The sequence below is a fragment of the Pseudomonas gingeri genome (assembly GCF_013386115.1).
Taxonomy (GTDB): Bacteria; Pseudomonadota; Gammaproteobacteria; order Pseudomonadales; family Pseudomonadaceae; genus Aquipseudomonas; species Aquipseudomonas gingeri.
On record NZ_JACAOR010000002.1, the window covers coordinates 209,787 to 235,784 of the forward strand.

Here is a 25,998-nt window from a genome sequence, read left to right on the forward strand (position 1 = left end):
CTTCTCCTTATCGGCGAATCTGCGCCAGACTATAGCCAGTTCAGGCGAAAAGCCAGAAAACCGGCCATGTGCCAGCAACTCCGGTCGATTGCGCAGCGCCTGCCCAGCCCTTTACGGGCCTGTTAACAGTGATGATGACCGCGCTCGAATATGGCTAACGAAACGACTGTCTCCACGCAGAAACCCGACACGCTGCAGGGCTGGATCAAGCTGCTGCAAGGCGTGCGTTTGCCCGTCCCCCAGGACAGTCACGACCGCGTCTGCCGGGCCATCCGCGACAACCGCAGCTCGCTGCGCGATATCGCCGAGCTGATGCAGGACAGCCCCGCGCTGGCGCTGAGCGTGATCTGCGAAGCCAACCACCACACCCACGGCAGCATGACCGAGCCGGCCGAGAACCTCGAGGTGGCGATCAATCGCCTGGGCCTCAAGCGCACCGAAGAACTGCTCGAACGCCTGCCGGCGCGACCACCGGAAGAAATCCCGGTGGCCCTGCGACAGTTGCAGTTGATCAGCCAGCACGCCAGCCAGCAGGCCAACGGCCTGTTCGCCGCGCGCCTGGCGCGACTCTGGCAGGACATCCACTGGGGCAGCCTGCTGTTTCTCTCGCCCTTGTGGCCTCTGGCACTGACCCATCCGAAGCTCCTCGAAAACTGGGAGCTGCGGGTGCTGCACAAGCACGAACCGGCCGCCGCCGTCGAACGGGAACTGTTCGGCATCCGCCTGCTGGAGCTGTGCCAGGGGCTGGCCGATGTCTGGCGCCTGCCGGTGTGGGTGACCCAGGGTTATCAACTGCTGCTCACCGAACAGCGCACCCTCGCCAGGGTGCTGCATATCGCCCGCGACAGCGATGACCGGCTGCACCAGCAACAGCGGCTGGATGCCGATCCGGCTCTGCGCCGCTGGCTGAACCAGCCCGCCAATACCGTGCTGCTGGCCAACGGCCTGGCCCTGGCCGCGCAACAGGCCTGGGACAGCCCGCACTGCCTGCGCTGGCAACTGCTGTCGAGCCTCTACCTGCAACAGCCGATGGATGAGTTGCAGCAACAGATCCACCAACAGGCGGCCCAGAGTGCCAACCAGCATTCGATGGAAGACCTCTGGCACCCGGCCGAAGCCCTGATCTGGCCCTGGCATGTCCGCCGCGTGCATGCCGGACTGCTGCCGGCCCCGGCCCCCACCGCCGAGGCGCTGGGCACCTGGCGCAAACACTGCGCACAGCTGCTGGCCGAGCCCGGTCGCTTCACCAATGCCATGCACCTGACCACCGTCGCTCGCGACGCCCTGGTGGCCTGCGGCATGCGCCGCGTGATGATCCTGATGGCCGACCGCAGCCATAGCGCATTGCGGGTCAACCAGATCGCCGGCCTGCCCAGGGAAGCCGCCAACCTGATCTTCCAGGTTGCCCAGAGCACCGTCTTGCAGCGCCTGCTGAGCCAGCCGGCGCAGATCCGCCTGACGCCGGCCAACAATGCCCAGTTCTCCGCTCTCCTGCCCGGCAACCTGCGGGCCCAGTTCCCCGGCGAGCACTTGCTGCTGCGTTCGTTGAGCAACAATGGCCGGGTGATCATGCTGATCATGGCCGACCAGGAAGGCGGGCCGCTCTCGGAAATGACCGTGCAGGCCTTCGGCAAGACCGCGCAGTGCATCGAGAAAGCGCTGCAAGCCTTTACCAACCGCAGCGCCTGAAGCTTGCGCTACAATCCTCCCTTTTGCGTCCAGGAGACCTCACATGCCTGACTTCTCTGGCTTGCCGCTGGTGATCGAGCCCAGCGACCTGCTGCCGCGCCTCGACACGCCCGGGCTGATCCTGGTGGACCTGACCAGCAGCGCCCGCTATGCCACCGGGCATATTCCCGGCGCGCGTTTCGTCGACCCCAAGCGCACCCAGCTGGGCCAGCCGCCAGCGCCCGGATTGATGCCGCCGAAGGCCGCGCTCGAAGCGCTGTTCGGCGAACTGGGCCACAACCCGGATGCGGTCTACGTGGTCTATGACGATGAAGGCGGCGGGTGGGCCGGACGCTTTATCTGGCTGCTGGATGTCATCGGCCACGGCCGTTACCACTACCTCGACGGCGGCCTCCTGTCATGGCTGGCCGAAAGCCTGCCGGTGTCCACCGACACCCCGGTGGCCGCCGGCAGCCCGGTGGCCCTGACGCTGCACGACGAACCGACCGCCACCCGCGACTACCTGCAGTCGCGCCTGGGCGCCGCCGACCTGGCGATCTGGGACGCCCGTGGCCCGCTGGAGTACTCCGGTGAAAAAGTCCTCGCCGCCAAGGGCGGGCACATCCCCGGCGCCGTGAATTTCGAATGGACCGCCGGCATGGACCAGGCCCGCAGCCTGCGGATCCGTAAGGACATGCCGGAGATTCTCGACAGCCTGGGCATCACCCCGGACAAAGAAGTCATCACCCACTGCCAGACCCATCACCGCTCCGGCTTCACCTACCTGGTGGCCAAGGCGCTCGGTTACCCGCGCGTCAAAGGTTATGCCGGCTCCTGGGGCGAATGGGGCAACCACCCCGACACCCCCGTAGAGATTTGAGATTTCCAAGGACCCTTGATGAAAAAGCGTTTGTTCATCCTCAGCCAGTACCTGCTGCCCCATCACCTGCTGTCGCGCCTGGCCGGCTGCATCGCCGAATGCCGCGTGCGCTGGTTCAAGAATGCCTTCACCGCCTGGTTCGCCAGGCGCTACCAGGTGGACATGTCCCAGGCGCTGGTCGAAGACCTGACCGCCTACGAGCACTTCAATGCCTTCTTCACCCGTGCCCTGAAAGAAGGCGCACGCCCCCTGGACCAGACGCCGGGGGCAATCCTCTGCCCGGCCGACGGTGCCGTCAGCCAGCTCGGTCCTATCGAGCATGGCCGCGTGTTCCAGGCCAAGGGCCACAGCTACAGCGTCCTCGAACTGCTGGGTGGCGATGCGGCGGTCGCCGCGCCGTTCATGGGCGGTGACTTCGCGACGATCTACCTGTCGCCCAAGGACTACCACCGGGTGCACATGCCACTGGCCGGCACCCTGCGGGAAATGGTCTACGTGCCAGGGCGGATCTTCTCGGTCAACCAGACCACCGCCGAAAACGTCCCGGAGCTGTTCGCCCGCAACGAGCGCGTGGTCTGCCTGTTCGACACCGAGCGCGGCCCGATGGCCGTGGTGCTGGTCGGGGCGATGATCGTCGCCTCGATCGAAACCGTCTGGGCCGGGCTGGTGACGCCGCCCAAGCGCGAGCTGAAGAGCGTGCGTTACGACGAAGCCGCCCGCGCGCCGATCCACCTGGAAAAAGGCGCCGAGTTGGGCCGTTTCAAATTGGGTTCCACGGCCATCGTGCTGTTTGGTCCCGAGCAGGTAAAATGGGCTGAAGGCCTGGTGGCCGGTTCACCGGTGACCATGGGCCAGGGTTTGGGCCTGCCCCGGGAAGCCTGAGTCGCGGGCTATCCTGAGACTTCACCCGCCGGACAAAGAGTCGCAGCCTGATCCGACCGACAGGGCTGCGTCCTTTCCGTATAGCTGCTAGAGTCGTGGCATTATATTGCCATCAATTTTTTGTCACCCCGCCCATGGATGGCGCCTGTTGTTTCTTTGCTGGAGCTGGCCCGCTACATGAGTAATCCGAGTCCTCACCTGTTGTTGCGCGCGCCAACGCCCACGCAGTTGAGCTTGTCCTTCTGCGATGGAACACCGCGCGATCTGAAGCGTTGGATCGCCGAACTGCCGAAAGCCAATCTCGGAGAAACCGCGCGCCTGCTGTATCAAGGGCTGGGCGAACTCAACCAGTTGCTCACCCCCAGCGAAAACCGCCTGCAGCTGCTCGAACTGATGCGCCCCGAGGTGTATTACGTCTGCAAGCACCTGGAGCGGCACTTCCTCAATCAGTCCATCGTCCTCGATGAGCGCCCGCGCAAGGTCGCCAACCTCTGCCAGGCCCTGCAGAATCACCTGGCCATCGGCTACAAGCAGATCGCGATGCGCGTCGCCTCGCGTTTCAGCAAGGACCGCACGGCCCTGATGACCATCGGCATCCAGCGGGCCCTGCACTGCCTGAACGGTCCGCTGATCCGCGCCAGCCAGCTGTATTGCCCCGTGCCGGAAAGCCTGTGGTTCGAAGTCCACCAGTTGTACCAGCTGGCCATCATCCATCAGGTGCAGGGCAACCCGGTACGGGATGAACTGGCGAGCCAGACCCAGTCCCTGACCATCGAGCAGACCTATATCGTCGCGCTGCTGCTGGGCTGTTCACGCAGCAACCAGATGCGCCAGAACAATATCGCCCGCCTGGCGGAAGTCCTCGAGCCCTGGAGCGCGCTGGTCACGCTGCAGAGTGCCGGCCTGCCGTCGAGTCTCTTCGCCATCGCCCCCGCGGCCGATGCGCCACCGCGCTACACCTCGCTGTTCCTCGACGAGCAATTGCCGGGGCTGATGGGCATCAACACCCTGCCCCTGGTCGCGGCCATGAAGGATTACCTCGAACTGCCCGCCGACCAGCGCGGCCAGTCGCGCCTGCTGGTGCCCTCCGGCTTCAGCCTGGACACCCTGCAACACCTTTGCGCGGCCTGGGGCGAAGCGGCCGAGCGGACCTTCCAGCGCACGCCGGGACAAGGCGAACTGACGCTGTGTATCGGCATGAGTGCCCTGCACTACTACCTCGGCGGGCAACGTTCCTTCAGCGAAATCCTCAAGCGCCCGGTCGCCAGCCGCGCGGCGCATTTCACCGCGCAAATGGCCAACAGCGCGGAAAAGGACAGCTGGACGCTCGCCTTCGACGCCGAGCGCCACGGCAGCGCCGATACCCTGCTGCCCTACGAGGAAATCCAGTATCACCCCACGGAGGCCGAGGTCAGCCAGGCGGCCGCCAACAGCGCCGAGGACTTCCCGACCTTCGGCCTGCAGATCATCAACCACAGTCCCGGCGGCTACTGCCTGGCGTGGCCCAGGGAGGTCCCCGGCCAGTTGCAGGCGGGAGAACTGGTGGGCATCCAGGATTCGACGGCCCAGGGCTGGAGCGTCGCGGTGGTGCGCTGGATCCGCCAGGTCCGCAGCGGCGGCACGCAGATGGGCATCGAGCTGGTCGCACCCCATGCCCAGCCCTGCGGCCTGCAACTGGTGCGCGGCAGCGAAGAGAGCAGCCAGTACCTGCGCGCCCTGCTGTTGCCGGAAATCAGCGCCATCGGGGTCCCCGCCACGCTGCTGGCACCGCGCCTGCCCTTCCAGGAAGGCCACAAGGTGGTGATCAACACCAATGGCGACGAACGCCGCGGCGGGCTGAACAAACGCCTGGCCAGCACCGGCAGCTTCAATCAGTTCGAATATCGGTTGTTCGAGCAGCCGGTAGCGATCAAGGCTGAATCGGCCGCGGGTGGCGCGGCGGGACACGAAGAAGATTTCGGCTCGCTATGGAAAACCCTGTAGGAGCCAAGCCAACCCCTTGCAGGAGCTGGCTTGCCAGCGATGGCGTCCGGACGGACACCACAAGACTCTAAACGCTCATCGCCGGCAAGCCGGTGCCCTTCCTCAGTTCTGCCCTTCGCGATCGCGGAACCCCAGCAGGTACAGGACGCCATCCAGTCCCAGGGTGGAAATCGCCTGCTTGGCCGACTGCCTGACCAGCGGCTTGGCGCGGAACGCCACGCCCAACCCGGCAATCGCCAGCATCGGCAGGTCGTTGGCGCCGTCGCCGACGGCGATGGTCTGCTCCAGGCGCAAGCCTTCCTTGTGGGCCAGTTCGCGCAGCAGGTCAGCCTTGCGCTGGGCGTCGACGATCGGCTCGATGGCGACACCGGTGCACTTGCCGTCGACCACTTCCAGTTCGTTGGCAAACACGTAGTCGATGCCCAGCTTCGCCTGCAACTGCCGGGCGAAATAGGTAAAGCCGCCCGATAGGATCGCGGTCTTGTAGCCCAGGCGCTTCAACTCGGCGAACAGGGTCTCGGCCCCTTCGGTCAGGCGCAGCGAGGCACCGATCGAATCCAGCACGCTGACGTCCAGCCCCTTGAGCAACGCCAGGCGCTCCTTGAAGCTGGCGCGGAAGTCCAGCTCACCGGCCATCGCCCGCTCGGTGATCGCCGACACCTGCTCGCCGACGCCCGCCGCCTTGGCCAGTTCGTCGATGACTTCGGCCTCGATCAGTGTCGAGTCCATGTCGAACACCGCCAGGCGCCGATTGCGCCGGAACAGCGAGTCTTCCTGGAAGGCGATATCGACGTTCAGTTCCTGGGCCACGCTGAGGAACTCGGCACGCAGCGCCTGCGGATCGGCCGGTTCGCCGCGGACCGAGAACTCGATGCAGCCCTTGCCCTGGTCGACCGGGGTGTCCAGCGGCATGCGCCCCGACAGGCGGTCGATATGATCGATGTTCAGGCCGTACTGCGCGGTGATCGAACTCACCCGCTGCAATTGCTCGGCCGTGACCTTGCGGGTCAGCAGGGTGACGATATGGCGCTTCTTGCCCTGGCCGTCGACCCAATGCTGGTAATCGGCTTCCGACACCGGGGTGAAGCGGACCTGCTGGTCGAGCTTGTAGGCGGTGAACAGAATATCCTTGAGCACCGACGAGGCCTGCTCGGTGCTCGGGATTTCAACCAGGATGCCAAACGACAGGGTGTCGTGGATAACCGCCTGACCGATGTCGAGAATGTTCACACCACCTTGTGCCAGCACGCCGGTAATGGCCGCGGTGAGACCCGGACGGTCCTCACCGGTGATGTTAATCAGGACGATTTCGCGCAAAGCGCACCCCCGTTCGTTAAAAAAGTCGCATTCTACTCACTTTCAGTGACCATCGGCACCGCCAGCGCTTTGCCGGTCTAGGGCCTCTCGCTATACTGCGCGTCAACTTCACGGACAAAAGAGCCGCGCTCAGTGAACCGGCCCACGCCAGTCAAAACCGATAACTTCTTCCTGCTGATCTTCCGGGCATTGCGTCACCGCCGTGTACCGCTTGCATTGCGTATCGCCAGCCACAACGTGATTCTCGTCGCGCTGGCGCTGGTCATCTACGCCTGCGTGATGGGATTGCAGTTCAAGGAAGCCATGCATCAGCAGGCCGATGCCCTTGGCCAGAGCCTGACCACCCAGACCGCCACGTCCGCGACCGAGTTGCTGGTGTCCAACGACATCCTCAGCCTCAACGTGCTGCTCAACAACCTGACGAAAAACCCGTTGGTGGCCCACGCGGCGATCTACAGCGTCGACAACCGGATCCTCGCCGAGGCCGGCCAGCGTCCGAAAAGCGGCCTGCTGGGGGAAACCGAAGGGGTCTACCAGACCAAGATCACTTTCCAGGACGTGACCGCCGGCAACCTGCGGATCAGCCTGGACATGGCCCAGTTCCAGCAGCCGATGACCATCAGCCTGCAAAGCATGGGCATTCTCAGTGCGATCCTGCTGGCATTGGCCCTGGCCTTGAGCCTGCGTCTGGGACGGCATATCTCCACGCCGTTGCTGCAACTGCGGGTCTGGTTGCGGGACATGGACGAGCACACCCCGGCCACCCAGCGCCAGGACGAAATCGGCGACCTCGCCCGCCAGTTGCATTCGCGCTTTGCCCCGGTCAAGCCGGAACCCGAGCCCGAGCCGGAAATCGACTACGACGAGACCGACTACGAGGAAGAGCCCGCCGAGCCGAGCTTCCAGGTGCGCAACCTGCGTGATCCCAGCTTCGACGAAAGCGCGGCAGTCCCGACGCCCAAGCCGGCGCCGCGGCATATCGTCAGCACCGCCGAAGACGATCTCGACCTGGACGAGGAAGACCCGTTCGCCGACCTGCGGGAAACCCCGCGCAGCGCCACCGCCGTGGCGCCAAGACCAGCGCCGGTGGTGCCTGCGCAGCCCCAGCACAGTGCCGTGCTCGCGGTCCAGCTGGGCGCCCAGGATCAGTTGCGTCGCCTGCCCCGGGCCCGCCTGACCGAACTGCTGGAACGGTATCGCGACTGCCTGGACCAGGCCGCCTCGCTGTACCAGAGCGAACTGCACACCTTGAACGACGGCAGCACGCTGATGCTGTTCCATACCGAGGACAGTGGCGACGACTACCTGACCAACGCCATCTGCTGCGGCGAATTGCTCAGGGCGCTGGGCCACCAGTTGCAGATCGAAGTCGCCGACAGCGGCATCACCCTGCAACTGCAACTGGGCCTGACCCTGGGTGACGAGCTGTTCGGCATGAGCCAGATCGACCTGCTGCTGACCGAAACCGCCCAGGATGCCCTGGCGCTGTCGCAGCACAGCCGCAACCTGCTGCTGGTGGAGCGACAGATCAGCGACGATGCGCTGATCCGCCAGCGCGCCCGTATCCGTCCGATTGCCAGCCCTGAAGGCGCCTGCTGCGTGGAACGCCTGATGGAACCCTACCCGTCGATGCTCGAACGGCAACTGGCGCGGATGCACGAGAACAGCGGCAAGTAACCGGCCCCCGGTCAATGCAGGACAACAAAAAGCCCGCTTCGACGCGGGCTTTTTGTTGTCTCGAATACAGGCCTCAGAAACGAAACACTTCCATGTCCGTACGGATCGGCGAAGCCATCGGAATCTTCGGTTTCTCCGGCTCGGCCTGCTTGACCGGAGCCGGCGCCGCCGCCGGCTTGCGCACTTCCACCAATGGCGGCTGATTGGCCAGCGGCTTGAGTGCCACGCTCATCTGTTCGGCCAGGCGCTGCAACAGCTCGCCCTGAGCCTGGACCTGCGCTGCCGAGGTGCCGGCATGCTGCTGCTCGAGGTGGACGATACGGTTGTCGCGCACCTGCCCACGACGATCGAGCAAACGCCATTGCGCGTCCAGGATCGCCGGCTGCTTGGCACCGGAGTCCAGGCGGGTGATCGACAGCAATACCTGCACATCCGGCGTCGTGCCCGGAGTCGCCGGCGACAGCACCACGCGCTGGCTGTCCAGGCGCCAGGCCAGTTGCCGGACCAGCAGTTGATTGATGTCCGAAGACAGGCTGCCAGCCCAGCGGCCATCGGTCGCCGCCGTCAGGCTGCCATCCGGCTGGCGTTGCAACAGGGTTTCGCGTTGCAGGTAATCGGCCAGGGACACAGGTCCCAGGACCACGGACATGCCCGCGCTTTGTTGAGGTTGGCCCGGCGTGCCACTGTCCAATTGATACAAAGAAACCGGTTGGTGAACGCTGCAGCCGGCCAAACCGAGCACACCGGTGAGCAGCAACATAAGAGGAAGGCGCAGAACAGTCATCATCCCATCCAGGTGGCCACCACAAGGCATGCCACAGTCTGATCCAGAAAATTCGTTTGGGCACTCCGCCACGCGGGCACCCAAGAGGCGCATATCATCCGTGAATATGCGCCATGACTCCAGTGTTGCAGCGTCGATCCTGCGCTAAAAAGCTAGGACAAACGCTCTAAACCGGCTTAATTGCCAGCTTCTACCAATAACGCATCGACCCGCTGGAAGCCCCGCGGCAGTTTATTGCCACGCCGCCCACGCTCGCCCTTGTAGTGCTCCAGGTCATCGGCCTTGAGCGACAAGGTACGTTTGCCGGCCTGCAGCACCAGCGTCGCGCCATCCGGGATCACCGCCAGGTCGGTGACGTACTCTTCCCGACTGGCGACCCGCTCACCGGGAATACCGATGATCTTGTTGCCCTTGCCCTTGCCCAGTTGCGGCAGGTCGCTGATCTTGAAGATCAGCAGGCGACCCTCGGTGGTCACCGCCGCCAGCCAGTTCTGCTCGCGGTCGGTCACCGGCTTGGGCGGCATCACCTTGGAACCGTTGGGCAGACTCAGCAGGGTCTTGCCCGCCTTGTTCTTGGCCTGCAGGTCCTCACCCTTGACTACGAAACCATACCCGGCATCGGAAGCGATGACATACAAGGCCTCGTCTTCCGGCAACAGCACACATTCGAAGCTCGCACCCGGCGGCGGCGTCAGGCGACCGGTCAGCGGTTCGCCCTGGCCACGCGCCGACGGCAACGTGTGGGCCGCCACCGAATAACTGCGCCCGGTGGAGTCGATAAACACCGCAAACTGGTTGGAACGCCCCGCTGCCGAGGTCTTGAAGCCATCACCGGCCTTGTAAGACAGTCCAGTGGCGTCAATATCATGGCCTTTTGCACAGCGAACCCAACCTTTTTCCGACAAAACGACTGTTACCGGCTCGGTGGGCATCAATTCGTTTTCCGACAGCGCCTTGGCCTCGGCACGGGAAACGATCGGCGAACGACGGTCATCGCCATAGGTTTGCGCATCGGCGAGCAGCTCGGTACGCACCAGTTTCTTCAGCTTGGTCTCGCTGGCCAGCAGCGCTTGCAGCTTGGCCTGCTCCTTGAGCAGTTCATCCTGCTCGGAGCGCAACTTCATCTCTTCCAGCCGCGCCAACTGACGCAGGCGGGTATCGAGGATGTAGTCCGCCTGGATCTCGCTGAGGGCGAAACGCTCGATCAGCCTGGCCCGCGGGTGTTCCTCGGTACGGATGATATGGATCACTTCATCCAGGTTGAGGTAGGCGATCAGCAAGCCGTCCAACAGGTGCAGGCGCTTCTCGACCTTGTCCAGGCGGAACTTCAGGCGGCGACGGACGGTGTTGACCCGGAATTCCAGCCATTCCACCAGCAAGGTGCGCAGGTTCTTCAACTGCGGCTTGCCGTCCAGGCCGATGATATTGATGTTGACCCGGTAGCTGGACTCCAGGTCGGTGGTGGCGAACAGATGCTGCATCAGCTCGTCGAGGTCGATGCGGTTGGAGCGCGGGATGATCACGATCCGGCAGGGATGCTCGTGATCGGATTCGTCCCGCAGGTCGGCGACCATCGGCAGCTTCTTGGCCTGCATCTGCGCGGCGATCTGCTCCAGCACCTTGGCCCCGGAGACCTGATGCGGCAGGGCATGCACCACGATATCGCCGTCTTCGATGCGATAGACCGCGCGCATGCGTACCGAGCCACGACCGGTTTCATAGATCTTCAGCAGGTCGGCCTGCGGGGTGATGATCTCCGCTTCGGTGGGGTAATCCGGGCCGGGAATGAACTTGCACAAATCCTCGACCGTGGCCTTGGGCTCATCCAGCAGGTGCACACAGGCGTTGGCCACTTCCCGCAGGTTGTGCGGCGGCACGTCGGTGGCCATGCCCACGGCGATGCCGGTGGTGCCGTTGAGGAGGATATTCGGCAAACGTGCCGGCAATACGGCGGGTTCGTCGAGGGTACCGTCGAAGTTCGGCACCCAGTCCGCGGTGCCCTGACCCAGTTCGCTGAGCAGCACTTCGGAATAGCGCGACAACCGCGACTCGGTATAACGCATGGCAGCGAAGGACTTCGGATCATCCGGCGCACCCCAGTTGCCCTGGCCGTCCACCAGGGTGTAGCGATAGCTGAACGGCTGCGCCATCAGCACCATGGCTTCGTAGCAGGCCGAATCGCCGTGGGGGTGGAATTTACCGAGCACGTCACCGACGGTCCGCGCGGACTTCTTGTGCTTGGCGTCGGCGTCCAGCCCCAGCTCACTCATGGCGTAGACGATCCGCCGCTGTACCGGTTTCAGGCCGTCGCCGATATGCGGCAGTGCACGGTCCATGATCACGTACATGGAGTAGTTGAGGTAGGCCTGTTCGGTGAAGTCAGCCAATGACCGGCGTTCTACGCCATCCAGGCTGAGATCAAGGGAATCGCTCATGCGGGCCTCATCAGTTCGTAGTCTGGCGCAACGGCAAAGCGCCGCCACGCTGGGTGAATTCAGGTTTGTTCAAAGCACTCGACACAAGGCCGGCGCGCTTGCCAGGCAAGCACCGGCTCATGATCCGGCGCTCCAGCCACCTTCCGGCGCAGCAAAACGCCAGACGATCGGCCGGGCCTCGCCATCGGCGCGGGCCCCGTTGTTGTTATCCAGGCCGATCCACGCCCCCTCGGCGTCGACCACCAGGGCTTCGGCCAGGCCGTAGTTCTGCGGATAGATACGCGGGGCGGTGAGCGCTTCGGCGGCAAACGACCAGCAGCGCTCGACCTGCCCGCTGCGCGCATCGCGGCGACAGATCCGGTAGGCATTGCGTTCCAGGGTGAACAGCTTGCCATCGAACAGCGACAGATCGGCAAAGTCCCGGGTGGCCGCCTTGGCCTTGGGAAACTGCGGCGGCTGCATCTCGCGCCCCCCTTCGCTGAGCAGCACGCAGGCGCCCTCGCAATCCCACACCGTCTGCTGGCGCTTGACCAGCAACAGGCCCCGGCGCTCGCGCTCGGCAGCCAGCCAGAGACGGTCACCTTCCGGGCTGACGGCCAGGCCTTCGAAGATCGCATTGAAATGCAGCAACATGCCACTGCCCCGCGCCTGGCGTACCAGGTTCGGGGTGATCTTCAGCCACTCCGGCGCGCCGTTCGCGGGTACTTTGAGGACCGCGGCGTGGGCTTCGCTGACGATATAGCGGTTACCCGCGTCATCACAGCTCACCCCCTCGAAATCCAGCTCGCCACCCCGGACGAACGAGGCCGCCCAGGTGCGCACCTGCAAGCCCCAGGGCAAGCCGCTGTCCGGCACCGGCGGCACTTCCAGGTGCACGCCCTCGGCCTGCCAGACCCGGTTCGCGGTATCCAGCCGGTAGAGCAGATCGTCGTCGCGATCCGAGACCGTCCACAACGTCTTGCCACACAGCGCCAGCCCGGACAGGTTGCCGCCGCGCATGCCTTCGACCGGGTGCTCGGACAGCAACTTCAGTTCGGGAAACCCGGGTTCCGCGCTCGAATCGGCGAACGCCGGCCAGGCGACGAGCAGCAACAGCGCCGCAAGGGCTCTGCGCATCAGGCCAGCACCTCCGCCAGGTCGCCCTTGGATTCCAGCCAGCTCTTGCGGTCACCGGCGCGTTTTTTCGCCAGCAGCATGTCCATCATTTCCGAGGTCGCCTCGAAATCGTCCAGGGTCAACTGCACCAGGCGCCGGGTGTTCGGATCCATGGTGGTTTCACGCAGTTGCGGCGGGTTCATTTCGCCCAGGCCCTTGAATCGGGTGACCTGCGGCTTGCCACGTTTCTTCTCGGCCACCAGGCGATCGAGAATACCGTCGCGCTCGGCCTCATCCAGGGCATAGAAGATTTCCTTGCCGAGGTCGATCCGGTACAGCGGTGGCATCGCCACGTAGACGTGACCGGCATCCACCAGCGGCCGGAAATGCTGGACGAACAAGGCACAGAGCAAGGTGGCGATGTGCAGGCCGTCGGAGTCGGCGTCGGCGAGGATGCAGATCTTGCCGTAGCGCAGCTGGCTCATGTCCGCCGCGCCCGGATCGACACCGATGGCCACGGCGATATTGTGCACTTCCTGGCTGGCGAGCACTTCGCTGCCGTCGACTTCCCAGGTATTGAGGATCTTGCCGCGCAACGGCAGGATCGCCTGGAATTCCTTGTCCCGCGCCTGCTTGGCCGAACCGCCGGCGGAATCACCCTCCACCAGGAACAGTTCGGAGCGCATCGGGTCCTGGCCGGCGCAGTCGGCCAGCTTGCCCGGCAAGGCCGGCCCCTGGGTAATACGCTTGCGTTCGACCTTCTTGCTGGCCTTCAGGCGGCGGCCGGCGTTGTTGATCGCCAGCTCGGCCAGTTGCATGCCCAGCTCGGGGTTGGCGTTGAGCCACAGGCTGAAGGCGTCCTTGACCACCCCGGAGACAAACGCCGCGGCTTCGCGGGACGACAGGCGTTCCTTGGTCTGCCCGGAGAACTGCGGCTCCTGCATCTTCATCGACAGGACAAAGGCGATCCGTTCCCAGACGTCTTCCGGCGCCAGCTTCACGCCACGCGGCAACAGGCTGCGGAATTCACAGAACTCGCGCATGGCATCGAGCAGGCCCTGGCGCAAGCCGTTGACGTGGGTGCCGCCCTGGGCCGTGGGGATCAGGTTGACATAGCTTTCCTGGACGCTGTCGCCGCCTTCGGGCAGCCACAGCAGGGCCCAGTCCACCGCCTCCTTGTTGCCGGCCAGGCTGCCGCAGAACGGCTCGTCCGGCAGGCGTTCGAAGCCGCTGACCGCGTCCACCAGATAGGAACGCAGGCCATCTTCGTAATGCCACTCGACCTTCTCGCCGGTGGCCTTGTCCTCGAAGCTGACCAGCAACCCCGGGCAGAGCACCGCCTTGGCCTTGAGCACATGCTTGAGGCGGCTGACGGAGAACTTCGGCGAGTCGAAATACTTCGGGTCCGGCGCGAAATACACGCTGGTGCCGGTATTGCGCTTGCCCACGGTGCCGACCACTTCCAGCTCGGTGGCCTTGAAGCCGTCGGCGAAGGTCATCTGGTATTCGTTGCCATCACGCTTGACCCGGACCCGCACCTGGGTCGACAGGGCGTTGACCACGGAAATGCCCACGCCGTGCAGGCCGCCGGAGAACTGGTAGTTCTTGTTGGAGAACTTGCCGCCCGCGTGCAGCTTGGTGAGGATCAGCTCGACACCGGACACGCCCTCTTCCGGGTGGATATCCACCGGCATGCCGCGTCCGTCGTCGGACACTTCCAGGGAATGATCGGCGTGCAGGATGACCTGCACCGACTTCGCGTGCCCGGCCAAGGCTTCGTCGACGCTGTTGTCGATGACTTCCTGGGCAAGGTGGTTCGGCCGACTGGTGTCGGTGTACATGCCCGGGCGTTTGCGCACCGGGTCGAGGCCCGAGAGGACTTCGATGGCGTCTGCGTTATAAGAGCTAGCGCTGGGAGTGGCCATGGGGTCTCGTCGTCAGTCGTCTATGAATAGGGGTCATTCTCAAAGTACAGAGAAATCGATCGCTTGATACTTATCGGCACCGATGCCGGCAAAACTCAGCAACGCCGGCAATTGTCGGGCAAAGCCCTGGAAACCATGGTCGCCGCCAGCCTGGATACGCAAGGCACACGCCCGGTAATACTGTTGCGCCGCACGATAATCAAGGGTTTCATCGGCCGTTTGCAACCATACCTGAAATCGCTGCGGGTCTTGGGGCGCCGGCACTTCCAGTTCGGCCAAGGCCGCCACGTGGTCGAGGGTCAGTTCCCAGGTTTCGCCGCTGTAGAGGTTCTGCTGCGGGCCGAGATGGCCGTCGAACATCCGATGCGGGCTGACCGCCGGGTTGACCAGCAGGGCCTTCAGGCCATGGCGCTCGGCCAGGTGAGTCGCATAGTAGCCGCCGAGCGAGCTGCCGACCAGCAGCGGACGACCGAGTTCGGCAATGGCGGCTTCCAGCTGGGGCATGGCCTGGCGCGGATGATGGTGCAGGGCCGGGACCCGCAGCTGCTCGCCCAGGCCCAAGCGGGTCATCACCGAGATCAGCTGGCTCGCCTTCTGCGACTCGGGCGAGCTGTTGAAACCGTGGATATAGAGGATCGATCCGGACATGTCGCTGCTCTCCATAGGTAAGCTATCCATAGGCAGCCCCGCACAGGCAGCCGCTGCCTTGCGCAGTCGCCCGGCGGCTCAGGACGCCAGGCAGTGCACGGACAAAGACGCGCAGTTTAGCCTGAGTCCGGGGCCATGACTCGCCCAGAGATATTTCCTACCGATATTGGAGAAGCTCAGTAACCGGTGCCACCGTAGTCGACCTTGAAATCGAAGCCGCGGACCCGCGAAACACCGGTATCCAGCCGTCCGTCCGGATGCAGGCGCAACCAGCGGTAGCCCGGGGCCTTGTCGTCGACCTTGAAGTCCTCGCTGCCCGGCGCGAACTGCACGCAGGTCGAGGGCGAGGCCAGCAGGCGCACGTCATTGCGCTGCTGGTCGAATTCCTGGTGGATATGCCCCCACAACAGCGCCCGCACCTGGGGAAAGCGGTCCAGCACGGCGAACAGTGCCTCCGGATTGCGCAGGCCGATCGGCTCCATCCAGGCACAGTCGATGGACACCGGATGGTGATGGAAGCAGACCAGGTGATGACGCTGCGGCGCCTCGCTCAGGGACTGTGCCAGCAGTTGCAACTGCTCGTCCTGCAGATACCCCGGCACCGAACCCGGCACGGCGGAGTCCAGCAGGGTCACGCGCCAGTTGCCGATGTCCACCACGGCCTCCAGCAGATCGCTGTGGCTGGCGGCCTCGGCCATTTCCCGCAACTCGTCATGGTTGCCCGGGAACCAGCGGGCCGGCGCCGGGATGCGCCCGCTCATCTGGCGGAAGCACTGGTAGGACTCCAGCGTGCCGTCCTGGGACAGGTCGCCACTGGCCAGCACCAGGTCAACCCGCGGCTGTTCGACCAGGACACAATCAATCACCCGTTGCAGGCTCTCGCGGGTGTTCATGCCCAGCAGCGTACCGTCTGCCTCGGCAAACAGATGGCTGTCGGACAGTTGCACCAACAGCACCGAATCCGTGGTGGTCGACTGAGTGGCTACGCTCGACAAGGCGCTCTCCCGGGAAATACTGGCTGGACCGTTTTGAACCGTTTCGTTCAAAACCGCGTTGGGCGCAATTATGGTCGGGGAACCTGAAAAGAGGAAATGGCTGAAACGGGGCACAGTTCACATTTAGCCGGATACAACCTAACGCACTGCCTCGAATTCATGGCCGCAGGCCAGGCAATGACTCAACCACTCCCCGAGGAACACGTTGAGCTGGGCCTTCTCGTCCGGCTGGTGCATGGCCGCGTTCGGGTACGGGTAGATGCTGCGAAAACGCCGGGCATGTTCGGCACTGATCACTTCGGCCATGCGCGCATCGTGGTAGACCTGCACCTGCAGTTCCGGTACCGGCAACCAGGGCAGGCTGTGCTCCTGGCGAACCAGCAGCGTTGTGGTGTAGGGGTTGTCCTGCAGGACCTCCAGCGCCAGGACGCCGAGCATCTGCTCGCCCTGGGTCACAGCGATCCGCCGGGCGCGCTGCTGCTGGTCGCGCATCTCCGGCAACAGGCGCATCAGGCGGGCATAGTTCGCCTCGCAGGCCGCCTGCAGCCCGATCAGATCGACCCGATAACGTTCACGCAGCAGACTTACGACCATAACCCCCTCACTTCGGCGCGATTCAATGCCAGCCATTGCAAGGCAATGATCGACGCCGCATTGGCAATTCGTCCGTCACGCACGGCCTGCAGGGCATCTTCGAAAGCCCAGACCGACGCCCGGATATCTTCACTCTCCTCCACCAGGCCAAACAGGCCGCCAGCCCCCTCGGTCTCGCAGCGTCCCAGGTACAGGTGAACGAATTCGTTGCTGCCACCCGGCGACGGAAAGTATCGGGTGATCGGCCACAGGGCCTGCAGATTCAGGTCAGCTTCCTCCTGCGCCTCGCGCTGAGCAACCTCTTCCGGTTGTTCATCCTTGTCGATCAGACCGGCGACCAGTTCGACCATCCACGGATTGCCGGCATTGCCCACCATGGCCCCCACCCGGAACTGCTCCAGCAGGACCACTTCATCGCGCCGCGCATCGTAAGGCAGGACGCATACCGCATCATGGCGCACGAACACTTCGCGCGTGATCTCCTTGCCCATGCCGCCGGCGAAGAGCTCGTGGCGCAGATGCAGGCGATCAAGCTGGTAGAATCCCTTGAAGCAGTTCTCCCGCCGGGTGATCTCGACGGTCGTCGGACTGGCCTTGATGGTATCGGTCATGCTGATCCTCTCTAGCTGTAGCGGCGAGGCTCCCCCTCGACTTCGCGCCATCCTAACGCGCCGACACCTGCCGATGCAGCCCCTTTCCCATCGCCGGGATAGACGGCCGCCCCTGAAACCTACTCTAATCAGCTTAGTGGCGAACCGAGTGCGCTGCCGGGAGTCGAAGCCCGATCACTTTGGCCTTTCTTTCGCTGACGAAGGACGTACATGTCGTTTCTAAAAATCGCTTCACTGACCTGCATCGCCCTGACCCTGGGTGCCTGCCAGAGCCTGTTCCAACCCGCCCTGCAGAAACCGCTGGAGTTCAGGAGCGACGCATCCGAACAGATCAAGCCAGGCTGCAACGAACCGGATTGCCCGCTGGTGAATATCGATACCGTGCACTTTCCGAGCGAGCCGCAACTGGACGGCCTGATCGAGCGCAGCCTGCTGCAAATGGCCCGCACCTCGCCCGACGCGCCGTTGCCGCCTTCGCTCAAGGCCTATCGGGAGCAGTTCCTCGCCACCTCGGCCAGCCGCCACAACAGCTATTTGCAAGCCAAGGTACGCGAGCAGCATGACGGCTTGGTGATCATCGAATTGTCCAGCTACCTGGATGATGGCGGTGCCCACGGCATGCCGGGACGCAGCTTCATCACCTGGTCGCGCCAGGAACACAAGGCCCTGACCCTGCAGGACATGCTGCTGCCGGGCCAGGAAGAGGTCTTCTGGAAACTGGCCAAGGTCGCCCACAACAACTGGCAGATCAGCAACCGCCAGGACCTGGACTTCATCCGCGCCTGGCCCTTCCAGAAGACCCCGAACGTCACCCTGGCCAGCGATGGCGTGATCCTCAAGTACAACGTGATGACCATTGCCCCTTACGCGGCAGGCCTGATCGAGCTGAAGATCGACTATTCGCGCCTCAATGGCATCCTCAGGCCCGAGCGGTTTCCCGCCCGTAAGTGAAGGCCTTGCCCAGCAACAGTTGCAACAGCCCTGCCAGCACCAGTGACGGCAGGGTTGCGCCCAGGTCCGGGTAGAGATTGGCCAGCAGGTGATAGGTGCTGATGCCGCCCAGCCAGGCCAGCAGTGCCGGCCAGCGCAGCAGCGACGAGGCCACCTGGGCACTGCGCCGGCGCAGGATGAAGTGGTCCACCAGCACCACGCCGAACAACGGCGCGAACACCGAGCCGATCAGCAGCAGGAAGTTCTGGTACTGCGCCAGCGGCGCGAGGCAGGCGATCAGGGTGCAGATCACGCCGATGCCCAGGGCCAGGTGCTCGACCTTCAGGCGCAACAGGATGCCACTGGAGACCGCCGCCGAGTGGATATCGGCAAAGGCGTTTTCCGACTCGTCGAGCAGGATCAGCAGCAGTGGAATCCCCAGCCCGGCACCTGCCAGGGCCAACAGCAGGGCGTTGGTTTCGCCGCTTGGGGCGAAGGCCAGGGTGTAGGCCACGCCCAGGCTCATCAACCAGAAGTTGCCGATAAAAAAGCCCAGCGCCGTCCCGCCGAAGACGCTTTTCGCGCGCTTGCCGAACCGCGAGTAGTCGGCGATCAGCGGCAACCAGGACAACGGCATGGCAATCGCGATATCGAAGCCCACGGCAAATGGCATCGAGCCGTCACCGGCCTGGGCCCACAAGGCGCCCAGGTCGGCCCTGGCAAAGAGGTTCCAGGTCAGCCACAGGCAGGCGGCCAGCAACAGCCAGATGCCCCATTTGCGCAGGATCTTGCGCACGAAGGTCAGTGGACCGCTCACCGCCAGCAAGGTCGCCAGTGCGCCGAAGACCAGGGTCCACAGCAACGGGTTGGCCATCAGGCTGCCTTCGCTGAATGCCCGGGTGCCGAGCAGGCTCGCGGCATCGCGCATGACGATGATCTCGAACGAACCCCAGCCCACCAGTTGCAGCAGGTTGAGGATCGCCGGCAGGCTCGCGCCGCGCTGGCCGAGGGTGAGTTTCAGGGCGGCCATCGAGGCCAGGCCGGTGTCGCTGCCGATCACGCCGACGGCGGCCAGCAGCAGGACGCCCACCGCCGTACCGAGCAGGATCGCCAGCAGCGAGCCGGACAGGCCCAGGCCCGGCGCCAGCAAGGCGCCGGTCTGCAGGACCATCAGGCCGATGCCGAGGGAAAACCACAGGGAAAACAGATCGCGCGCGCCGAACACACGTTGGCCGGCCGGGACCGCGAGATCGGGAGAATAGGTACTGCTGGGTGTGCTCAAGGGAAGGTATCTCGAAGACAAGTATTTTTATTGTGAATGCAGCGGCGTCTGTCAGGCCCCCCTTCGCGGGCAAGCCCGCTCCCACGATTGGTTGTCGTACAGCAAAGCCGCGTTCGACACATCCACGCAGGAGCGGGCTTGCCCGCGAAGAGGCCCATACGGGCGCCCCTCATCCCGGATCGGATCAGACCTTCTGGTACAACTGGCTGCCTTCGCGCTTGAAGCGCTCCGCCTGTTCCGCCATGCCCTGGGCAGCCTCCACATCGACCGCCTCGATCCGCTGGTTGGCCGCGTATTCACGGACTTCCTGGGTGATCTTCATCGAGCAGAACTTCGGCCCGCACATGGAGCAGAAATGCGCGACCTTGGCCGAGTCCTTCGGCAGGGTCTCGTCGTGGTACGAACGCGCGGTATCCGGGTCCAGGCCCAGGTTGAACTGGTCTTCCCAGCGGAACTCGAACCGCGCCTTGCTCAAGGCATTGTCACGGATCTGCGCGCCCGGATGGCCCTTGGCAAGGTCGGCCGCATGGGCGGCGATCTTGTAGGTGATGATCCCGGTCTTCACGTCATCCTTGTTCGGCAGGCCCAGATGTTCCTTGGGCGTGACGTAGCAGAGCATGGCGCAACCGAACCAGCCGATCATCGCCGCACCGATGCCGGAGGTGATGTGATCGTAGCCCGGGGCGATGTCGGTGGTCAGCGGACCGAGGGTGTAGAACGGCGCCTCGTCGCAGCACTCCAGCTGCTTGTCCATGTTCTCCTTGATCAGTTGCATCGGCACGTGGCCGGGGCCTTCGATCATGCACTGCACATCATGCTTCCAGGCGATCTTGGTCAGTTCGCCCAGGGTTTCCAGTTCGCCGAACTGCGCTTCGTCGTTGGCATCGGCAATCGAGCCCGGACGCAGGCCGTCGCCCAGCGAGAAGCTGACGTCGTAGGCCTTCATGATTTCGCAGATTTCGTCGAAATGGGTGTAGAGGAAGTTTTCCTTGTGGTGCGCCAGGCACCACTTGGCCATGATCGAACCGCCGCGGGAAACGATCCCGGTGACGCGCTTGGCGGTCATCGGCACGTAGCGCAGCAGTACGCCGGCGTGGATGGTGAAGTAGTCGACGCCCTGCTCGGCCTGTTCGATCAGGGTGTCGCGGAACAGCTCCCAGGTCAGGTCTTCGGCCACGCCGTTGACCTTCTCCAGCGCCTGGTAGATCGGCACGGTACCGATCGGCACCGGCGAGTTGCGGATGATCCACTCGCGGGTTTCATGGATATGCTTGCCGGTGGACAGGTCCATGACCGTGTCCGAACCCCAGCGGATGCCCCAGGTCAGCTTGGCCACTTCTTCCTCGATGGAAGAACCCAGGGCGCTGTTGCCGATATTGCCGTTGATCTTCACCAGGAAGTTGCGGCCGATGATCATCGGCTCAAGCTCCACGTGGTTGATGTTGGCCGGGATGATCGCGCGGCCGCGGGCGATTTCCTCGCGGACGAATTCGGCGGTGATCTCTTTCGGGATGCTTGCGCCGAAGCTGTGGCCGGCGTGCTGCTGCTTCAACAGGCCGGCTGCGCGGGCCTCCTGCAGCTTCATGTTTTCGCGGATGGCGACGTATTCCATCTCGGCGGTGATGATGCCCTTGCGCGCGTAGTGCATCTGGCTGACGTTGGCCCCGGCCTTGGCCCGGCGCGGGTTGTTGACGTGGGCGAAACGCAGCTTGGTCAACTCGGGATCGGCCAGGCGCTGCTGGCCGAAGTTCGAGCTCAGACCGCTCAGGCGCTCGGTGTCGCCACGGTCGTCGATCCATGCCGAACGCACATCGCCCAGGCCCTTGCGCACATCAATCACAACGTTGGGATCGGTGTAGGGGCCCGAGGTGTCGTAGACGGTCACCGGAGCGTTGATCTCGCCGCCGAAGTCGGTCGGCGTCACGTCGAGGCTGATTTCACGCATCGGCACGCGGATATCCGGGCGCGAGCCCTGCACGTAGATTTTTTGCGAGCGGGTAAACGGCTGCACGGATTGCTCGTCGACCTTGGCGGAATCGCTGAGGTTCGCGGCATCTCTCAATTTTGTACTCATCACGGCTCTCCAGACGGCATCCAGGGGGATTGTCGGGACGAACCTGAAAGGCACGGACGCACCAGGACTGGTGCTGTGCTCTGTCCTCACAAACGCTGTTCGATTGTCGAACAACATCCCGGACGGAGCACAAGAGGACTCGCCGGGGGACGAGAAATCTTGTTCCCTACGCAGGCGCTAACCTGATCAGGTTCAACGGGATCCGGAATTATCCGATCTCAGCCCCATAGCAAGGCACCCCGACAAGAACGGGCCGAGTGTAGACCAAGACTGCGACATAACGCCACCACCCTCGTGTTCGTCTGGATAAATGGCCGATATGCAGGATTGTTGCGAAACCCCACGGCAACTACACTCGCCTACGGCTTGACGCTGCCCGCACCGCGCAGTAGCCTCGGCCACCGAATTATCACCGTAATATTTACTCCAAGGATCGCCACATGCTGCGCAAACTCTCACTGGCCCTGGCCGTGTCTTGTGCGACCAACGGAATGGTCTGGGCAGCTGAAGCGCCCTTGTCGACCAAGACCGACCTGGTCAGCGTCTACCAGGAAGCCGTCGACAACAACGCCGATCTGGCCGCCGCCCGCGCCGACTACGACGCGCGCAAGGAAATCGTGCCCCAGGCCCGTGCCGGCCTGCTGCCGAACCTTTCGGCGGGCGCCAGCAGCAACAACGTCCACACCTCGATCGATCAGCCATCGGCGACCATGAACCGCAGCGCCAATGTCTATCAGGCGACCCTGAGCCAGCCGCTCTTCCGCGCCGACCGCTGGTTCCAGTTCCAGGCGGCCAAGGACGTCAACGAACAGGCCGCCCTGCAACTGTCGGCCACCGAGCAGAACCTGATCCTGCAAAGTGCCGAAAGCTACTTCGCGGTATTGCGCGCCCAGGACACCCTGGCTTCGACCAAGGCCGAGGAAGCGGCGTTCAAGCGCCAGCTCGACCAGTCCAACGAACGCTTCGACGTGGGCCTGTCGGACAAGACCGATGTGCTGCAATCCCAGGCCAGCTACGACACCTCGCGGGCCAACCGGATCGTCGCCCAGCGCCAGGTCGAAGACGCCTTCGAAGCGCTGATCACCCTGACCAACCGCCAGTACAACTCGATCCAGGGTATCGTCCATACCTTGCCGGTGCTGGCGCCCACGCCCAATGACGCCAAGGCCTGGGTCGATACCGCGGCCAGGCAGAACCTCAACCTGCTGGCCAGCAACTACGCGGTCAGCGCCGCCGAGGAAACCCTCAAGCAGCGCAAGGCCGGCCACGCACCGACCCTGGACGCGGTGGCCCAGTACCAGGCTGGCGACAACGACGGCTTCGGCCTGAGCAACCCCAATGCCCTGGGCCAGAACTATGGCGGCCCGGTGAAGCAGACCACGGTCGGCCTGCAATTGAACATCCCGCTCTACAGCGGCGGCCTGACCAGCTCGCAGGTCCGCGAATCCTATTCGCGCCTGAGCCAGACCGAGCAGCAACGTGAAGCCCTGCGTCGGCAGGTGGTGGAAAACACCCGCAATCTGCATCGCGCGGTCAATACCGATGTGGAACAGGTACAGGCGCGCAAGCAGTCGATCATCTCCAACCAGAGCGCGCTGGAAGCGACCGAAATCGGCTATCAGGTGGGTACGCGCAATATCGTCGACGTGCTCGATGCCCAGCGCCAGCTGTACACCTCGGTGCGTGACTACAACAACACCCGCTACGACTACATCCTCGACAACCTGCGCCTGAAGCAGGCGGCCGGGACCCTGAGCCCGGACGACCTGAGCGCCCTGGCGCGCTACCTGAAGGCCGACTACAACCCGGACAAGGACTTCCTGCCACCTGACCTGGCGAAGGCGGCAGCGGCCAATCTGAAGGCCAATCCGGGTTATTGATGGCGCCACAAACCCTGTAGGAGCCGGCTTGCCGGCGATGGCGTCACCTGAGACGCGCAAGACTCACGGGCCTCATCGCCGGCAAGCCGGCTCCTACAGCGACAACAACCGCCCCAACCCATCCAGCAATCGCTGCAACGCGCCCTGGTTGGCCTGCATCACCTTCAACCCCGCCTCCGCCATCTTCTGCGCATCCCGCGGCAGTTCGAACAGGCGCTGCACCGCCACCGCCAGCCCTTCGGCATCGTCCACTTCCTGCAATGCTCCCGCTTCGCGCATCAACGCGGCGATCTCGAGGAAGTTGAACAGGTGCGGCCCGCTCAATACCGGTTTGGACAAGGCCGCCGGCTCCAGCAGGTTGTGCCCGCCATTGGGCACCAGGCTGCCGCCGACAAAGGCGCTGTCCGCCAGGGCATAGAGAAACAGCAACTCGCCCATGGTGTCGCCGAGCAGCACCGAAACCTGTGCGCTGACCGGTTCGGCGGTGGAGCGCCGAACAGTGGGGAAACCCTGCTGCCGGCACAATTCGAAGACACTGTTGAAGCGCTCCGGATGCCGGGGCACCAGGATCAGCAAGGCATCCGGATGACTGGCCAGCAGTTGCCGATGCGCCGCCAGGACCACCTCGTCCTCGCCCTCGTGGGTGCTCGCGGCGATCCACACCGGCCGCTGCTGTGCCTGCCATTGCCCGCGCAGCTCGGCGGCACGCGCCAGCAATTGCGGATCGATACTCAGGTCGAACTTGATCGAACCGGTGACCTCGACGGATTCCGGACGCGCGCCCAATTGCCGGAAACGTTCGGCCTCGGCCTCGGTCTGCACCGCGATCAGGCTCATCTCCTCCAGCATCGGCCGGGTCAGCCGGGCAAACCGGGCGTATCCCCTGGCCGAACGCGCCGACAGCCGCGCATTGGCCAATGCCACCGGAATCCCGCGCCGGGCGCACTGATGGATATGGTTGGGCCACAGCTCGGTTTCCATGATCACCGCCAGCCTGGGCCGTATCGCATCGAGAAAGCGCGCCGCGGCCCAGGGCAGGTCGTAGGGCAGGTAGCAATGCTGGATACGCGGCTCACTGGCGAACAGTGCCTTGATCCGCTCCGAACCGGTGGGAGTCATGCAGGTCACGGTGATCGGCACCTGCGGGTACTGCGCCAGCAACGCGCGGATCATCGGCGCGGCGGCAATGCTCTCGCCCACCGACACCGCGTGGACCCAGATACCGTCCGGGCGCATCGGTGGCAGGCCACGGGCAAAACGTTCACCGATACGCCGGGCATAGGCCGGAGCCTTGCGTGCCCGCAACCATAGACGCAACGCCACCAGCGGCAGCCCCAGATGAAACAGCAAGGTGTAGAGAGTTCTATTCATGGCGGCGGAGTTTACTGTGTTTTCAGCCGATCGCCTGCAGGTGTTCGGCAAAACGTTCGGCCAGCCAGCGCGCGGCCGGGCCCAGGGGCTCGTCACGCCGCCAGACCAGTTCCACCACCAGCGCCGGCGGGGTCCATTCGCTGACCAGCTCGACCATCTGCCCCTGGTACGTCGGGTACTGCACCACATGCCGCGGCAACCAGGCCCAGCCGAGACCGCGGGCCAGCCACTCGGCCATGACGTAGAAACTGTCGGCGCGCCAGACCTGCGGACTGGCCGCCTCGCCACCGGGATACACACTCGAGGGCGTGGACATCAGCAATTGCCGGTGCCGTGCCAGTTGCTGGGCGTCGACGCGACGGGTCGCCGCCAATGGGTGCCCGATGCCACACACCGTGACCATTTCGATACTGCCCAGCACCCGCCGCTCGAGGGCCTCGGGGATCTGGTCGTGATAGAACAGCAGCCCGAGATCGGCGCGCCGCTCCACCAGCTTGCGCGCCACATCGCCCTGGGCGGCGCTGGTCAGTTGCACTTCCAGGCTGGGAAAGCGGTTGGCCAGCGCCTCCAGGCTGTCGATCACCGGCTGATAGGGCATCGCCTCATCCTGGGCCAGGCGCAGGCTGGCTTCCTCGCCGCGCATCAGCGCCAATGCTCGGCCATTGAGGCGTTCGCACTGGCGCAGGACTTCACGGGCTTCCTCCAGCAACGCCTCGCCGGCTTCGGTCAGGCGCGGCTGGCGACCGCTGCTACGCTCGAACAGGCTGACCCCCAGGTCGGCCTCCAGCAGGGCAATCGCCGAACTGATCGCCGATTGCGCCTTGCGCTGATGACGGGCCACCGCGGAAAACGAACGCTGCTCGGCAACGCTGACAAACAGGCGCATCTGCTCCAGGTTCCATTGCATGCTGACACCCAACCTATCTCAAACTCAGATAGGTAATGACTTTACCCCATCTGGGCAATG

Annotated in this window: 20 protein-coding genes and 1 riboswitch; of the genes, 7 read left to right on the top strand and 13 right to left on the bottom strand. The window is 64.2% G+C overall.

The window, feature by feature from the left end:
• The first annotated feature begins 150 nt into the window (after positions 1-150).
• From HX881_RS05755 to HX881_RS05770, 4 genes are all read left to right on the top strand, one after another.
• Complete coding sequence (locus HX881_RS05755; protein WP_017125085.1) at positions 151-1,689, top strand: HDOD domain-containing protein; 1,539 nt, start codon at positions 151-153, stop codon at positions 1,687-1,689.
• 43 nt (positions 1,690-1,732) lie between these two features.
• On the top strand, positions 1,733-2,548 hold the full coding sequence (locus tag HX881_RS05760; protein ID WP_177083384.1) for a rhodanese-like domain-containing protein: 816 nt from the start codon (positions 1,733-1,735) through the stop codon (positions 2,546-2,548).
• Between the two features lie 18 nt (positions 2,549-2,566).
• Positions 2,567-3,430 carry an archaetidylserine decarboxylase gene (gene asd, locus HX881_RS05765; protein WP_177083385.1) on the top strand — a complete coding sequence of 288 codons (864 nt, stop codon included), beginning with the start codon at positions 2,567-2,569 and terminating at the stop codon, positions 3,428-3,430.
• A 177-nt stretch (positions 3,431-3,607) separates the two neighbouring features.
• Complete coding sequence (locus HX881_RS05770; RefSeq protein WP_177083386.1) at positions 3,608-5,413, top strand: molecular chaperone; 1,806 nt, start codon at positions 3,608-3,610, stop codon at positions 5,411-5,413.
• 102 nt (positions 5,414-5,515) lie between these two features.
• Here HX881_RS05770 and serB read toward each other — a convergent pair whose 3' ends face one another.
• The gene (gene serB, locus HX881_RS05775; RefSeq protein ID WP_017125088.1) at positions 5,516-6,730 is read right to left on the bottom strand and encodes a phosphoserine phosphatase SerB; all 1,215 of its coding nucleotides are present in this window, start codon (positions 6,728-6,730) and stop codon (positions 5,516-5,518) included.
• A gap of 132 nt (positions 6,731-6,862) precedes the next feature.
• Here serB and HX881_RS05780 point away from each other — a divergent pair, with 132 nt between their 5' ends.
• Positions 6,863-8,407, top strand: a complete 1,545-nt coding sequence (locus HX881_RS05780) for an AhpA/YtjB family protein (protein ID WP_177083388.1) — start codon at positions 6,863-6,865, stop codon at positions 8,405-8,407.
• Positions 8,408-8,480: 73 nt separating this feature from the next.
• On the opposite strand, the gene HX881_RS05785 is transcribed toward HX881_RS05780, so the two are convergent.
• The 8 genes from HX881_RS05785 to HX881_RS05820 form a co-directional block, all read right to left on the bottom strand.
• Positions 8,481-9,191, bottom strand: a complete 711-nt coding sequence (locus HX881_RS05785; RefSeq protein ID WP_484573274.1) for a PqiC family protein — start codon at positions 9,189-9,191, stop codon at positions 8,481-8,483.
• A 176-nt stretch (positions 9,192-9,367) separates the two neighbouring features.
• On the bottom strand, positions 9,368-11,626 hold the full coding sequence (parC, locus tag HX881_RS05790) for a DNA topoisomerase IV subunit A (RefSeq protein WP_177083390.1): 2,259 nt from the start codon (positions 11,624-11,626) through the stop codon (positions 9,368-9,370).
• A 117-nt stretch (positions 11,627-11,743) separates the two neighbouring features.
• Positions 11,744-12,742: an esterase-like activity of phytase family protein gene (locus HX881_RS05795; RefSeq protein ID WP_177083392.1), complete on the bottom strand. Its 999-nt coding sequence runs from the start codon at positions 12,740-12,742 to the stop codon at positions 11,744-11,746.
• Entirely contained in the window at positions 12,742-14,646 is a 1,905-nt protein-coding gene (gene parE / locus HX881_RS05800) for a DNA topoisomerase IV subunit B (RefSeq protein ID WP_103033103.1), read from the bottom strand. The genes HX881_RS05795 and parE overlap by 1 nt, the downstream gene beginning before the upstream one ends.
• A gap of 39 nt (positions 14,647-14,685) precedes the next feature.
• A complete protein-coding gene (locus HX881_RS05805) occupies positions 14,686-15,294 on the bottom strand; it encodes a YqiA/YcfP family alpha/beta fold hydrolase (protein WP_042934918.1) in 609 nt (202 codons plus the stop codon).
• Between the two features lie 176 nt (positions 15,295-15,470).
• Positions 15,471-16,289, bottom strand: a complete 819-nt coding sequence (gene cpdA / locus HX881_RS05810) for a 3',5'-cyclic-AMP phosphodiesterase (RefSeq protein WP_017125094.1) — start codon at positions 16,287-16,289, stop codon at positions 15,471-15,473.
• Positions 16,290-16,427: 138 nt separating this feature from the next.
• A complete protein-coding gene (locus HX881_RS05815) occupies positions 16,428-16,883 on the bottom strand; it encodes a DUF1249 domain-containing protein (protein ID WP_017125095.1) in 456 nt (151 codons plus the stop codon).
• Complete coding sequence (locus HX881_RS05820) at positions 16,874-17,494, bottom strand: NUDIX domain-containing protein (RefSeq protein WP_177083394.1); 621 nt, start codon at positions 17,492-17,494, stop codon at positions 16,874-16,876. Before HX881_RS05820 ends, HX881_RS05815 begins: the two co-directional genes overlap by 10 nt.
• A 210-nt stretch (positions 17,495-17,704) precedes the next feature.
• Here HX881_RS05820 and HX881_RS05825 point away from each other — a divergent pair, with 210 nt between their 5' ends.
• Entirely contained in the window at positions 17,705-18,445 is a 741-nt protein-coding gene (locus HX881_RS05825) for an RsiV family protein (protein ID WP_177083396.1), read from the top strand.
• Here the strand turns inward: HX881_RS05825 and cytX are convergent.
• Positions 18,414-19,706, bottom strand: coding sequence for a putative hydroxymethylpyrimidine transporter CytX (cytX, locus tag HX881_RS05830; protein WP_017125098.1), 1,293 nt, complete (start codon positions 19,704-19,706; stop codon positions 18,414-18,416). The two genes, HX881_RS05825 and cytX, sit on opposite strands and share 32 nt — an antisense overlap.
• A gap of 184 nt (positions 19,707-19,890) precedes the next feature.
• Positions 19,891-21,780, bottom strand: coding sequence for a phosphomethylpyrimidine synthase ThiC (thiC, locus tag HX881_RS05835; RefSeq protein ID WP_017125099.1), 1,890 nt, complete (start codon positions 21,778-21,780; stop codon positions 19,891-19,893).
• Positions 21,781-21,926: 146 nt separating this feature from the next.
• Positions 21,927-22,032: riboswitch (TPP riboswitch) on the bottom strand.
• Positions 22,033-22,220: 188 nt separating this feature from the next.
• Here thiC and HX881_RS05840 point away from each other — a divergent pair.
• A complete protein-coding gene (locus HX881_RS05840) occupies positions 22,221-23,660 on the top strand; it encodes a TolC family outer membrane protein (RefSeq protein ID WP_177083398.1) in 1,440 nt (479 codons plus the stop codon).
• Between the two features lie 93 nt (positions 23,661-23,753).
• On the opposite strand, the gene waaA is transcribed toward HX881_RS05840, so the two are convergent.
• Positions 23,754-25,031 (bottom strand): lipid IV(A) 3-deoxy-D-manno-octulosonic acid transferase, encoded by a 1,278-nt coding sequence (gene waaA / locus HX881_RS05845; protein ID WP_177083400.1) that lies wholly within the window; start codon positions 25,029-25,031, stop codon positions 23,754-23,756.
• A gap of 22 nt (positions 25,032-25,053) precedes the next feature.
• Positions 25,054-25,938 carry a LysR family transcriptional regulator gene (locus HX881_RS05850; protein WP_177083402.1) on the bottom strand — a complete coding sequence of 295 codons (885 nt, stop codon included), beginning with the start codon at positions 25,936-25,938 and terminating at the stop codon, positions 25,054-25,056.
• Positions 25,939-25,998: the final 60 nt, after the last annotated feature.